This window comes from Alphaproteobacteria bacterium (assembly GCA_039980135.1).
Lineage (GTDB): Bacteria > Pseudomonadota > Alphaproteobacteria > UBA6615 > UBA6615 > UBA8079.
In genome coordinates this window covers 570,561-582,943 of record JBDXCV010000003.1, presented here as the reverse complement: position 1 = coordinate 582,943, position 12,383 = coordinate 570,561, and the positions used below count along the sequence as shown (strand labels likewise).

Annotated in this window: 11 protein-coding genes and 1 tRNA gene; 4 read left to right on the top strand and 8 right to left on the bottom strand. The window is 62.0% G+C overall.

Annotated features, from left to right (window positions below; genetic code table 11):
• The first annotated feature begins 3 nt into the window (after positions 1 to 3).
• Genes ABJ363_04665 through ABJ363_04650 form a run of 4 tightly spaced genes read left to right on the top strand, consistent with a single transcriptional unit; the run spans position 4 to position 3,650 of the window.
• Complete coding sequence (locus tag ABJ363_04665; GenBank protein MEP4378272.1) at positions 4 to 912, top strand: SMP-30/gluconolactonase/LRE family protein; 909 nt, start codon at positions 4 to 6, stop codon at positions 910 to 912.
• Between the two features lie 21 nt (positions 913 to 933).
• Complete coding sequence (locus tag ABJ363_04660) at positions 934 to 2,205, top strand: alpha/beta fold hydrolase (protein MEP4378271.1); 1,272 nt, start codon at positions 934 to 936, stop codon at positions 2,203 to 2,205.
• Between the two features lie 21 nt (positions 2,206 to 2,226).
• The gene (locus ABJ363_04655) at positions 2,227 to 2,916 is read left to right on the top strand and encodes a glutathione S-transferase family protein (GenBank protein ID MEP4378270.1); all 690 of its coding nucleotides are present in this window, start codon (positions 2,227 to 2,229) and stop codon (positions 2,914 to 2,916) included.
• A gap of 56 nt (positions 2,917 to 2,972) precedes the next feature.
• On the top strand, positions 2,973 to 3,650 hold the full coding sequence (locus ABJ363_04650) for an SDR family NAD(P)-dependent oxidoreductase (GenBank protein ID MEP4378269.1): 678 nt from the start codon (positions 2,973 to 2,975) through the stop codon (positions 3,648 to 3,650).
• A gap of 26 nt (positions 3,651 to 3,676) precedes the next feature.
• Here ABJ363_04650 and ABJ363_04645 read toward each other — a convergent pair whose 3' ends face one another.
• The 8 genes from ABJ363_04645 to ABJ363_04610 form a co-directional block, all read right to left on the bottom strand.
• Positions 3,677 to 4,906 (bottom strand): OsmC family protein, encoded by a 1,230-nt coding sequence (locus tag ABJ363_04645; protein ID MEP4378268.1) that lies wholly within the window; start codon positions 4,904 to 4,906, stop codon positions 3,677 to 3,679.
• Positions 4,907 to 4,972: 66 nt separating this feature from the next.
• Positions 4,973 to 6,241, bottom strand: coding sequence for an alpha/beta fold hydrolase (locus tag ABJ363_04640; GenBank protein MEP4378267.1), 1,269 nt, complete (start codon positions 6,239 to 6,241; stop codon positions 4,973 to 4,975).
• A 23-nt stretch (positions 6,242 to 6,264) separates the two neighbouring features.
• On the bottom strand, positions 6,265 to 6,924 hold the full coding sequence (locus tag ABJ363_04635) for a hypothetical protein (protein ID MEP4378266.1): 660 nt from the start codon (positions 6,922 to 6,924) through the stop codon (positions 6,265 to 6,267).
• A gap of 268 nt (positions 6,925 to 7,192) precedes the next feature.
• Positions 7,193 to 7,268: transfer RNA gene (locus ABJ363_04630), tRNA-Thr, on the bottom strand.
• A gap of 75 nt (positions 7,269 to 7,343) precedes the next feature.
• A complete protein-coding gene (locus ABJ363_04625) occupies positions 7,344 to 8,165 on the bottom strand; it encodes a methyltransferase domain-containing protein (GenBank protein MEP4378265.1) in 822 nt (273 codons plus the stop codon).
• Positions 8,162 to 9,121 (bottom strand): class I SAM-dependent methyltransferase, encoded by a 960-nt coding sequence (locus ABJ363_04620; GenBank protein ID MEP4378264.1) that lies wholly within the window; start codon positions 9,119 to 9,121, stop codon positions 8,162 to 8,164. The genes ABJ363_04625 and ABJ363_04620 overlap by 4 nt, the downstream gene beginning before the upstream one ends.
• Positions 9,118 to 10,302 (bottom strand): UDP-N-acetylglucosamine 2-epimerase, encoded by a 1,185-nt coding sequence (gene neuC / locus ABJ363_04615; protein MEP4378263.1) that lies wholly within the window; start codon positions 10,300 to 10,302, stop codon positions 9,118 to 9,120. The genes ABJ363_04620 and neuC overlap by 4 nt, the downstream gene beginning before the upstream one ends.
• Positions 10,299 to 12,257 carry a 6-hydroxymethylpterin diphosphokinase MptE-like protein gene (locus ABJ363_04610; protein MEP4378262.1) on the bottom strand — a complete coding sequence of 653 codons (1,959 nt, stop codon included), beginning with the start codon at positions 12,255 to 12,257 and terminating at the stop codon, positions 10,299 to 10,301. The genes neuC and ABJ363_04610 overlap by 4 nt, the downstream gene beginning before the upstream one ends.
• Positions 12,258 to 12,383 lie beyond the last annotated feature (126 nt).

The window sequence follows — 12,383 nt, the reverse complement described above, 5'->3', positions numbered from 1 at the left end:
GCTATGGCACAAGACGTGAAATTCGAATGCGTGGCGGGTCCGTTCGAGAGTCCGGCGAATGGTGTTGTCTGGGACGGTGAAAGCCTGTTGTTCGCATTGCGAGAAGAGCAACGCCTGATGCGTCTCGACCCGGCAAGCGGCGACGTTTCGGAAGCGCGCAAATACACCAGCCGAACCGGCGGTCTCGCGATCGGTCCGGGCGGTGAGCTTTATGGCGGCCAGGAAGCCAGCCGCCGTTTGATCGAGTTTTTGCCCAATGGCAGCTCGACGGCAATCGACGCATTGCTCGACGGCGACCATCATAACCATCCCGGTGATCTGTCGGTCGACAGCCAGGGGCGTATCTGGTTCACCGACCCGTTCAGTCCGGTGCTTGCACAGGGGCCGCAATTCTTTCCGCCCCTCGATCATGCCTCCGTACTGCGTGTGGCGCGCGATCACCGCCGGGCCTGGGTCATGCAGCGCATGACCTACGACACCAAGGCGCCCCGTGCGGTGTTGGTGTCGCACGACGAGAAAACGCTCTACGTCGCCGAGGGCGAAGCGCGGGCCGACCATGTGCGCGAGCTGCGTGCCTATCCGATCGGCGAGGACGGTACCCTCGGCAACTACCATGTGCTGCACACATTCGGTGCTGACCATCGTGGTCCCCAGCGTGGCATCGAAGGCATGTGCCTGGATGCCGATGGCAATATCGTCGCCTGCGGCGGGTGGAGTCGCAACGGGCCTGGCGCGCTGGTCTATGTGTTCTCGCCGGACGGCGCGGTGCTGGAAAGCTGGCGCGTGCCGGTCGACATGCCCAATCGCTGCGCCTTTGGCGGCCCCGAACTCGATACCTTGTACGTCACAACGGCTGCCGGCGAGCTGTTTGCCGCCGAAACATCGCGCCGGGGTTTCGTGCGCACCGCGTAAATCCCATCAGAGAGATCAGAAATGGCCAAACTCACAGAACGCCGCCGCGACAATCAGCAATGGATGCTGGATCTGGTCGTCAAGACCCATGGTCGGGTCCAGAATTTCGCCTACGACGAACGCATCGTGTCGCCCGAGGTCAAGTCCTACGCCCAGATTCACCGGATCGCCGATAAACATGGCCGGCACGTCCTGTCCATTGCCGAGGCCGCAGAAAAGGCCGGCCATTTCGATACGGCGGCGGAGTTGTACTGGCGGGCCAGCGAGCACTACCGGGAGGCGCAACACAGCATCTTCGAGGATGACAACCCGGAGAAGATCTACCTCCACGGCATGCTCCTGAAGTGTTTCGACAAGGTGATCGAGTACGCCAATCACCCGATCGAACAGGTCGAAATTCCGTTCGAAGGAAATTACATCCAGGGTCTCCTGCATATGCTGCCGGGCAAGCCCAAGGCGCCCACGATCGTCTATTGCCCCGGCATGGACATGACCAAGGAAGCGATCATCAATCCCTTCACGCATCCGGCCATTCCGCGCGGTTTCAACTGCCTGCATCTCGACGGACCGGGCCAGGGCACCAGCAACATCCGCAAGATCCGTGTTACGCTCGACAACTACGAACGTGCCGGTTCCGCCGCCATCGATTTTTTGTGCGAACGGCCCGAGGTCGATACCGACCAGATCGTGGTGACAGGGTTTTCGATGGGATCCCATTGGGGCATGCGCCTGGCGGCGCTCGACAGCCGCGTCAAGGCTGTCGCAACCGCGGCGGCCAACTATGGGCCCAAGGTGGAAATTTTCGAGAAGGCTTCGCCGCGCTTCAAGCAGTTTTTCATGTATATGGCCGGTATCCATGACGAGGACGAGTTCGACGAATTCGCGTCGCAAATGAACCTCAAGGACATCTCGAAAGATGTTACCTGTCCGGTTCTTATGGTGACCGGGGAATACGATCCACTGGCACCGCTCGAGACCGTTCTCGCGTTCTACGACACGGTGCCGGCGCCGAAAGAACTCTGGGTCGTCGAGAACGATTATCATATTCCGCGCAATCGGCCGAATTTCGGCAAAATGGATTTCTTCCCATACCTCATCGACTGGCTAAAAGACGCGCTAGCGGGTAAGTATCCGGACGATCACCAACGCGAAACGCTGGTGCCGGATCATTCCGGCTGCGGCCCCTACGGCGAACAGATCAAGGGCGGATTCCTGTTACCGGAGCGCGTCGGTGCGGCACCGGGTCTGAGCGACGGCCAGCTCGGGCCGGCCGGCATCGTCGACGAAAGTTAGGCGCAGACAGGAGGACGAACCATGTCAGAAATCGAGATCATCAGTTCCGAAATTTGTCCCTATGCGCTGCGGACCCGCATGGCCTTGCGCGAAAAGGGAGTCGATTTCGATCTGAACGTCATTGATCTGAACGACAAGCCCGACTGGTTCCTGAAAATATCTCCCTATGGCAAAGTGCCCGTGCTGCGCCACGGCGAGACCGTCATATTCGAGTCCTCGGTGATCAACGAGTATATCGAGGATATTTTCCCCGACCATCCGTTGCTGCCCAAGGACCCGGCGGACAAGGCCAGAGCGCGCATCTGGATCGATTTCGCGAATGTCCGATTCGTTCCCCAGCTCTACAAGCTGTTGCTCGCGCAGGAACCCGAGAAACAGGCGGTGCATGCGGAGAAGCTGACGGAAGCGCTGCTGATGATGGAACGCGACGGGCTGAGTCAATCACCCGGCCCCTACTGGCTGGGAGACGAAGTGAGCCTGGTCGATTTCACATTCCTTCCGCATTCACTGAGGCTTTCCGTCATCGAGCATTACCGGGATTTCCGCGTTCCCGACGAATGCGTGAAAGTCAGGGAATGGCTCGACCTCATGGGACAGCGACCGTCGGTAACGGAGATCGCACCGACGAAGGAAAGGGTCATCCAGGGTTGGTCGAAATACGCGTACGACACAGGCACCGGGACGACCGCCGCTGATATGCGCGAAGTCTGAATCCGGGCCGGTCGGCGAGAAACCCGCGCAAAACCGAAACCGGACATCACAAACACATGCCGACAATGCTGCTCACAGGTGCCGGTGGCGGCATCGGCTTCGAACTGGCACGCCAGTATGCCGCTGACGGATGGCAGGTCATCGCGACCTGCCGGAATGCCGAGGCCGCCGGCAGGCTGACCGCGCTGCCGGGAGATGTTTCCGTCGAGCGGCTCGACGTGACCGACCGCGCTGCCGTCGATGCGCTGGCGACCCGCCTTGAAGGCCGCCCGATCGACTTGCTCTATCTCAATGCCGGGATCAACCCGCAGCCCGGTGCATCGCTCGCCGAGACCGACTTCGATATCTGGCCACAGGTGTTTGATGTCAATGTGATCGCGCCCCTCTACATGGCGGCGCGACTGGTCGATAATGTCGCCGCCTCGGAGCGTAAGCTGATTGTCGCGATGGGCAGCATGGCCGGCAGCTTCGTCAGAAAATTTCCGGGCAATTATATCTACAGATCCTCGAAGGCGGCGTTACACAACGCCGTGAAAGCCCTCGCCGACGACCTTGCCGATCGTGGTGTTTCGGTCGTCGTCATGCATCCGGGACAGGTGAGTGTGCCGCGAATGCCCAACAATCCGGTTGCCGTCGAGGACAGCGCAGCAGGTATCCGGCGTACATTGTCTGATGTCGGTCCCGCCAAAAGCGGTCGCTTTCTCGACTATCTCGGTGAAATCCACGCATGGTGATCTGATCGACGACGGGTCCTTCCGGGCTAGATTTCGTTGCTGTTGAGCTCGATCGAGACGACCGGGTCGTTGGCGTCGCGCAGTGCGGAGTGCAGAAAACAGATTGTGGCACCTGTTGTCATGAGCCGCTCATGGGTCTCGTCGGTTTCATCGCCCGACAGGAAAAGATGCGTGTCGACGGGGCCTTGCGTGCCGGTCCACGTCCCGTCGGCGATGCTGCCGGTCAGCATGTAGGGCGTGTGTTGCACAATGCGTACGCCGCGAATACTCAGCTTCTGATGCTCGATGAACCGGGCGATCTGGGTCATGTAGCAGAACGCGATCGCGGCGGAGAAGAGCGCCAGTCCGGACGGTCCTTGCTCGATATGTGACCGCTCATCGGTCTTGTAGCGGAAGAAACTCACACCGGGCATATCGAGTGCGCACTCGGTCGCCATGATGCCGGCGGGGTCGATCAACCGGCCGTTGCCGATGACGTGACGGACCAGCTTTGCCTTGCTCCCGCTCGGGTAACGCATGACCTCACCGTCATGAACCTTGCCGGTCTTGGTGATGATGTCGTCGAACTGATCGCTGTTGGCGAGCGGCGCGGGCGGCGTCGAATAGGTCTGGAACGGGTCGGCCGCGTCGGGGGCCGTTGAGGCATCCATGCTCGTCACGGGGCGACGGCGGCCGTTGACGTAAATGGCGAACGTGTTCTTGAGTTGCGTGCGCAGCCCGTGCATTGGCGGGGAAGCCTTGATGGCGTCGTCCACAAGGCGGCGAATCGTGTGGGCATCCGCTGGCGAATTCAAGCGCAGGTCAATCGTCGCCGGGTCTGCGTGACTAAAGGCGTCGCCGCGCACGAATGAGCCCTGCATCCAGAATGGATTGTCCAAATCGACCTCAAGCGCGTCGACGGCAATGCCGCGTACCCGCGCGATGGCCAGCAGACGGTTGGCCAGATCGCCGATCAGGCCGGCGTTGAAGAAGCCGAGGGGGAAAGGGGCCACGTCGTCGGCGCCAAAATGTTTTCCCTCGTCGGTCGTCAGCCGCCAGACGCTGCCGTTCGCGCCCTCGTGAATGACGCCTTCCTTGCCGAACCGTGCGAGTTGCCGCGCCTCTGTGACGAACACGCCGCGGGCATTCTCCTGCGCCACGAGGGGCGGGCGCTCGGTCCCCTGCCTGAATTTGAATGCCAGCGGATAGCCCGAGCCCATAATCGATTCGGGTTGCCGGGCGCCGGTGGATGGAGCGGCTTCGCGCGTCATCGGCATGGGTGCTGCTCTCCTGGGCCGGTTATATCAGGCCCCCGCGGAATTCTGCGATCTCCTGTGGCGACCCTATCCGCCGACGATGCCGCCCGGCCCGAGCTGCGCGGGACTGAGCCCCGGTGCCGCGCCGACCCGCTCCGGCAGTTGGAAGCCGCCCTGGACCTGGCCAACATAGGGTCCGCCGTCGCCATGTTCGGGTATCAGTATCTCGCGCTTGTGGCCGGGGCCGAATTTGCCCGCCAGAGCGTCATTGAGCCAGTCGGCGAGAAACCCGAAAGCATCGATTCCGCCGAAATTCGGCCGGTTTCGCGGGCTGTGGAAGTCGTTTTCGATGACCCACAGTTCCTTGGGCCCCGCGACCTTTTCGTAGATCGGGAGCACGGTTTCCAACGGTGCCAGCGGGTCGTATTCACCCGTCACCTGCAGCGCCGGACAGGTGACGTCGCCCGCCACGTCGTCGAGCACCATTTGTGACGCGAATTCATCGAACTCGTCCTCATCATGGATGCCGGCCATATACATGAAGACCTGCTTGAAACGCGGCGACGCCTGTTCGAAGATCGGTACCTTGGGGCCGTAGCATGCGGCAGCGGTCGCGACGCCCTTGACCCGCTTGTCGAGTGCGGCGAGGCGCATGCCCCAATAAGAACCCATGGAAAAGCCGGAGACGACGATCTTGTCGGCATCGACTTCCGGGCGCGTGCACAGATAGTCGATCGCGGCGGAGCCGGCCCGCTCGTAATTGTCCAGCGTGACGCGGATCTTGCGGATGTTGCTGGTGCCTTGACCGGGGCCGTCGAGATGCAGGCAGTTCATGCCCCGATTCACGAACGGGTGGTTCAGGGCGTCGATGAAGGCTTCCTTGGTCATGTCCATGCCGGGGCAGAACACGACTGTCGGGGCCTTCTCACCACCTGGCACCATGTGAAGGACGCCCTGGATGAAGTTGCCTTCGAAGGGAATTTCGACCCGCTCGATCGGGTGGGATGCATGCTCCATCACCTTGTCGAAACATTTGAGCAGCATGTTGTGCAGGTAGATTTTCTCGGGATTGTCATCCTCGAAGATGCAGTGCTGGGCCTCGCGATAATGTTCGCTCGCGGTCCAGTAGAGTTCGGCGGCGGTTTGGGTGTGACCGGCCTTCTCGGCCTCCTCGGCGATCGAGATCACATGGCGACCATGCTTGTCGAGAATGCGATGAATCTGCGCGTAGGACTTTACCTCCGGCGGCATGACCCGGGCGTCATAGGCGAAGTTCTGGACCCGTCCCGTGGTCTTGATGGCCAGGTCGAGCATCCATTGTTGGTTGTCGCGGCGGCGTTCGGTGAGCTTGGACATGGCAGGTTTCCGAGGTTGGGGGTTTAGGCGCTGGTTTCGCGCAGACTGAAGGTCAGGATGATGGTGTCACGCGCAAAGTTTATGTCGGAGCGTTGTTCACCCTCGTCAGCGTAGATGAAATCCCACACGCCGAGCGACTCGTCTCCGACCGACGCTTCGCCTTCGACCAGGATGGCGGCGAGGAAGTCCGGCTTGTGGGTGGTTCCGGCCGCAAAGCGCATCGCCACGACGTGAAGGTGGCCCAGGCCGTAGTCGACCAGGGTCTTGGTCTCGCTCCCGTCTTCCTGGGGCACCCACGGGATGTCGTTCTGCAGGATCAGCCGGTAGACCTTTTCGTCCGACAGGGTTTCGACTTCGGAATGAACGTTGCTCCCCTGGAACGCCGAGACGAGGCGGCAGCCTTCCGGGTATTCCAGAGGGCCGTGTGGCTCATTGCTCGGCCCGAGCACGACATCGAGCGGCTCCATCTTCACGCCGTCCACGATCGCATGATTTTCCAGCACGGTTGCGGCATGCATGCCGGCGTGAACGTGCCGGGGTTCAACGGAACCGAACGGGTAGTCGATCAAGTGGATACGCAGGTCGCTGTCTGCGTTTCTGTAGAATGTGCGCGTGCGGCAGGGCCAGTTGTCGATATTGACCCGGTCTTCCCACTCTATGTCATTGAATCGGACGATATGCACGATTGCTCCAGTATGTTTGGGTCGGCTTGAATAAATTCTGACCGGAACGGGCGAACGGCCGGATTCGCAGGTCTTGCGGCAACGAAAGTCATGTCGCCACCGCGAAAACTATAGGCAGACCAACCGATAACCAGAAATAATTTATTCGAATGTCGTCATTCCGTTGGGGCATGGGGTGTATCGGCAAGAATGGCGCCCGGATTCACGCCGAGCGTTAACCCGGAACGAAAAATGAGCCAGCGAGATTTCGCTAGCTCATCGAAGAAAATGGTGCCGCCTGCAAGACTCGAACTTGCGACCCCCGCATTACGAATGCGATGCTCTACCAACTGAGCTAAGGCGGCGCCGAAAGGCCGCGCTTTACCTAGGTGGGACGCGGTCTCCGGTCAAGGACTTTGCGGGCCGGGCCGCGGCTTCTTTCAGCCGGGTTTGCCTGCCGTAATCGAGTAGGCGACGGGGAAAGACGTGTGATCGCGCACGTTATTCCGCGTGTGCGCCGCATCCCAGCCCATCAATTCCGGCATATGTTTGTCATAGAACCAGGCCGCCATCTCGTCGCGGGCGTCTTCCGGGAAATACTCCAGCGCCTGCACCCAGCAATAGGCAATCGCCTCGAACGGGCCGCCGGCGGTCTTGGCTTCATTCGGTTGGAGGCCCGCTTCACGCATGGCGCGCGCCATACCAAAAGGCGTCCAGCGCAGGTAATCGTCGGGTGACTGGTGCAGTTCACGCAGCAGGGGCTCGAACACATAGACCCGCCCGCCCGGGCGCGTGATCCGTGCCAGCTCGGCAAAAAACGCCGTCTGATCGGCGACGTGGTGTACGAGATTGGGTACCAGCACCAGATCCGCGGCGGAGTCTTCCAGGCCGGTGTCGGACACGCCGACGCGGTGCCCGCCGGGCACAAAGAGGAATCGCGGGTCATCGACCATCGCCGCGTTGTAGGCGCCGCGATCGTCCGCGCTCTGCGGGCTGCAATCGAGGGCCTGGTAATCCTGATCCTGGAAGAACGGCGCGATGAGCGAGCAGCCGCCATACAAGAGCCCACGCTCAAGCGAGACGACCGACGCACCGGCCGGCATTTCACCAGCAAGTGCGCGGATGTCGGTCAGCAGGCGTTTGAAATGGGGCCACTTGGTATCGACCTGGAACACCCGCTCGGCCAGCACTTCGGCATGACCGTCGAGCATCGCGGGCGAGAACTTCTCATCAGGCGCCTTGCGGGCTTCGGCGAGGCTCACGGCAGCGGCTTTTCGAAGGTCATGTAGATCGTGTCGGCCGTGCCTTCGCGCGCCAGCGTGTCACGCCAGACGGAATCGAGCGCGGGATCGTCGAGGCCCGGCAGGGGGCTGCGGCCGCCCGGCGTGCGTTCACGCAACCAGCGCAGGGTGTTGGCCACACCGAACCGGTGTACGTAGCGCGTCTCGACCGGCACCAGGCCGGCGACACGGCCGCAGCGGGCGAGGGAATCGTCGCTGAAGTACCAGCGATGGACACAGCGGTAGAAGAAGGGCGGATAGTCCTCGGGCAGGAGTTCCATCAGGAGATCGCCCCGGTTGGGGGTCGAGATGGTCAGACGGCCACCGGGCGCCATGAGTGCGGCAATCTCGGTCAGGAACGCGGCGGGTTCGGCGACATGCTCGATAACCTGAAAGGAAAACGCATGCTCGACCGCGCCCGCGCAATCATCCAGCGCATGGCTTGTAAAATCGTAGACGTGAAACCCACGCCGTTTGAGCGAGTCGTGATAGGGCTTGCCCGGCTCGACCGCGATGACGCTGCGCGCCAGGCCGGAGACGAAATCCAGAAAACTGCCCGCCGCACAGCCCACATCGGCGACAACCTTGCCACGCAACGTCATCGGGTCGACGACGTTGAGCCGCTCAAGCTGGAGGGGGTCATGGGCCGCGTGAAAACCGTTGGTATCGGTCTCCTCGCCCAGGATTTCCCGGTAGGTCTCGTCCGTATAGACCGCGTCGTCGTGGCAGGAATGTTCATCGAGGCGGCGCACACCGCAGCCCATGCATTCCGCGACTGCCGCGCCCTTGCGGCTGCTCCCGAACCCGCCGTCACGAACCGGACCCTCATAGATCGGAATCCAGGCCTGCGCCCCGCACACGCCGCAATCAGGAAAGGCGACCGCGTCGCGGAGATCGGGAAGGTCGAACGCGGCCTGTTCGAGGGATGCGATACTCATGCGTAAGCCAGCCTTTTCTGGACGACGATCTCGGATTCCGCGAGCAAGTTGGCGATCCGCTTGCCGGCGTGTCCATCGCCGAACATGTGCGACGATTCATATCGGCCATGTTCCATCTGTTCGCGCGCTGCCAGCTCGATGGCATCCGGGTCATAGCCGGCATGTCGCACATTCGCGGCATGCTCGCGGCCGCCCTGGCGGGTGCCGACATTGACGGCCGGCACACCAAGATAGGCGCCCTCGCGGAGGGCCGAGCTCGAATTGCCCACCAGCACGGCGGTGTTGTTGATCAACCTGGCGTAATCCTCGGCCGGAAAGTTCCGGTAGAAATGTACGTTGGCGTCCGGGTTTTCCTCCCGGTACATGCGCAGCCCCTTGGACACGTCGTCCGAGCCTGCGTCCACGTTCGGCCACAGCCAGACCGTCTGCATGTCGATCCGGCGGACCGCCTCGAGCGTCGCCGAGATCTGATCGAAGCCGGAGCCGTATTCGGTGGTCACCGGATGCTGCAGGACCACCATGTAAGGGCGCGACGGGTCGAGATGGGCACCCGTGCCCCGCCCGCCATTGAGCAGGCCCGGGTCCAGACTGAGGTCGGTATCGACCAGCAGGTCGATGGCCGGGCAGCCGGTCAGATGGACGGTCTCCGGCGCCTCGCCCATGCGGGTGACGAAATCATGGGCGCGTTCGGTTGCCGGGAAATGGATATGGGCCAGCTTGGTGATGGCGTGGCGTACGCTTTCGTCGATGGAGCCCGTGACCTCACCGCCCTGGGTGTGGGCCAACGGAATATTCATGTAGGCCGCCGCGATGGCGGTCGCCATGGTCTCGAACCGGTCGGCGACGGTGAGCACGATGTCGGGTTGCAGGTTTTCCAGCTGGCTCGACAGCTCGATGATGCCCATGCCGGTCGATTTCGCCATGGTGGTCGGGTTCTCGCCCTCGACGATCGAGTAGATCACCGCCGATGGCTCGAACCCGTCGGCGCGGATCAGATCGACGACATTGCCGTAGCGATAGAGCAACGCCGACGCGCCGACGATCAGCTGCAGCTCCAGGCGGTTATGCTGCTGGACGGCGCGCATGACCGACTTGATACGCGCGTAGTTGGCCCGGCTGTTAACGACGACGCAGACCTTGCGGATCGCCGGACTGCCGTTGAGTTTCCGGATCGCGTTCATCCCGCTTCCCTCATCTGACTGCCGTGCGCATGGTCCGCCGCGATGGTCTCCATGAGCCCCGTCGCATCGTCGAGAATATTCTCGATCTGCGCGCGGAACACGTCACGGAACACGTCCATCATCCGCGTGTGCGCATCGGTATCCGCCGCACGGTTGATGTAGTAGCCGGCGATCGGCGGCATGCCGCGGGCCGATCCGCTGACGGGCACCACCACGCCGCCATATTCTTCGTCACATCGGGTCAGGAAACGGGTGAGCACGACCTCGAATTCATGCAGCTGGTCGGCATGCTGCAGGGTCTCGTCCATGAACGCGCGCATCTCCCGGACGAAGGCGTGCCAGGTCCGCAGCCGTCCCGCGACATCCTGACTTTCCATATACTGGCCGGCATCGAAGTGACGGCCCGCCCCCTTGATCGCGCGCGTGACTTTCTGCTTGTCGAGCGGTGCCCCCGGCAGCGCGAGATCCTCGGGCCGTACGGGCATCGCACCAGGGATGGCGACACCGTCGCTGCAGTTGAACGCGGTGACTTCCGCACTGGCGATCACCGTCTCGAAGACCCAGCGGCTCCACAGGAAGTAGGAATTGGTCCAGGCCGGTGACCCGAAGTTCCCCGGCACCTGGATGGGCATATCGTTGTGCCCCTGAGTATGGCCCGCACGGGTGTGATAGACTGTGTCCTTCGCGTGATGCAGCGCCTGATCGACGGAGCCGCAATCGCAGCCGAACAGATAGATTTTCCGGAACCCCAGTGTCGTGGCGAGCGCCATCGCGGTGTTCGCTGAAAAGGGGCCCGTGCCAACGACCGGATGATGTCCGTCACCGAACATCCGCGTCGAACTCAAAAACTCGCGATGGAACAGGAACTTGTCGTCGAACAGGCGCGTCACCCCAGCCTTGACCGAAACCGACGCCATCAGATCGACACCGAATGTTTCACCGTCCCCGCCATTTCGCTCGAAGATGTGCGCGATGCGCGCCTCGGTGGTCTCGTTATTCTCTTTCTCGATCTGGAAGTCCGGCCTGATCCCGGCGCTCAACAATGTCTGCAGGGCCGACCCGGCACAGAACACCACGGCATGCCCTTCCCAGGCGCGGATGGCCTCGATCGAGCGATCGAGCGACGGGCCCGAACCGACAATGAAGGCCGCCAGGTCGTGCGGCGCCTGATAGCTGCCGTCGACCATCCAGAATTCATGGTTGTCGACGTTCGAGACCGTGTTCTCGATCATCAGTTTCTCGTCGCCGTAATAACCCTGCATGATCGACTTCATGCCGACGAGTTCATGGAATCCCCGGGTGATCGCGATCGTCGCATCGGTCTGATAATGGACATAGGTGTAGGCGCCATCGACGGACGAGGCGCCAAACCGGCTCATCAGTTCCTCGAGTTCCTTCTGTGCGGCGCGCGGGTCGAGCTGGACGATGACATCGAGCGTGGCACCCTGGGCCGTGCACTGGTCGGACAGGGCACACCAGTCGAGCGCGTGCAGACTGTGGACCAGAAATTCTTCCATCGGTTCGATCAGAACCACATGGCGGGGCGACAAATTCTCCAGCAGCGCCGGCACCTGCAGCCCGAGACCGAGGCCGACGACAACGAGCATGCCGGCATGTTCGACGGGCGGGATCGCAAGCAGGGATTCGCCCGCGCAGGCCGCGAGATCCGCCGACAATATCTTCGTGCACTGATCGGAAAGAGCGTCCGGCTCGGGGCGGCTGACGACGACGCGCATCGGGGACTTCCGCCAGGACTCCACCTGCAAACGTGCGAATTCACCGGCGTCCGTGTTGTACAGCCGACCCGCGCCGATATCGATGTCGACCGCCCGGCCGGCGTCGTCAAAAACCGGCTTGGTAATCGTGTCTTTGGAACGCCGCACCAGCGACGCGACACCGGGCAAGGCGGTATCGAGGAAGACGAGATTCTTCTGAAACAGGGATAGTTCGGTCATCGACATCTTTCGAATATTCGCGGCGCACGGCAGAGCCGGCGTTCGAGATGTCATTGAACGCAAATTTGGTTAGCAAAGGCTTTACGACGGCCCCGGCCCCGGCCGCATCGCGACGCAGCGGGCAAC

Coding starts and splice junctions, on each gene's coding strand:
- ABJ363_04665 (MEP4378272.1), top strand. CDS start 4: ATGGCACAAGACGTGAAATTCGAATGCGTGGCGGGTCCGTTCGAGAGT.
- ABJ363_04660 (MEP4378271.1), top strand. CDS start 934: ATGGCCAAACTCACAGAACGCCGCCGCGACAATCAGCAATGGATGCTG.
- ABJ363_04655 (MEP4378270.1), top strand. CDS start 2,227: ATGTCAGAAATCGAGATCATCAGTTCCGAAATTTGTCCCTATGCGCTG.
- ABJ363_04650 (MEP4378269.1), top strand. CDS start 2,973: ATGCCGACAATGCTGCTCACAGGTGCCGGTGGCGGCATCGGCTTCGAA.
- ABJ363_04645 (MEP4378268.1), bottom strand. CDS start 4,906: ATGCCGATGACGCGCGAAGCCGCTCCATCCACCGGCGCCCGGCAACCC.
- ABJ363_04640 (MEP4378267.1), bottom strand. CDS start 6,241: ATGTCCAAGCTCACCGAACGCCGCCGCGACAACCAACAATGGATGCTC.
- ABJ363_04620 (MEP4378264.1), bottom strand. CDS start 9,121: ATGAGTATCGCATCCCTCGAACAGGCCGCGTTCGACCTTCCCGATCTC.
- neuC (MEP4378263.1), bottom strand. CDS start 10,302: ATGAACGCGATCCGGAAACTCAACGGCAGTCCGGCGATCCGCAAGGTC.
- ABJ363_04610 (MEP4378262.1), bottom strand. CDS start 12,257: ATGACCGAACTATCCCTGTTTCAGAAGAATCTCGTCTTCCTCGATACC.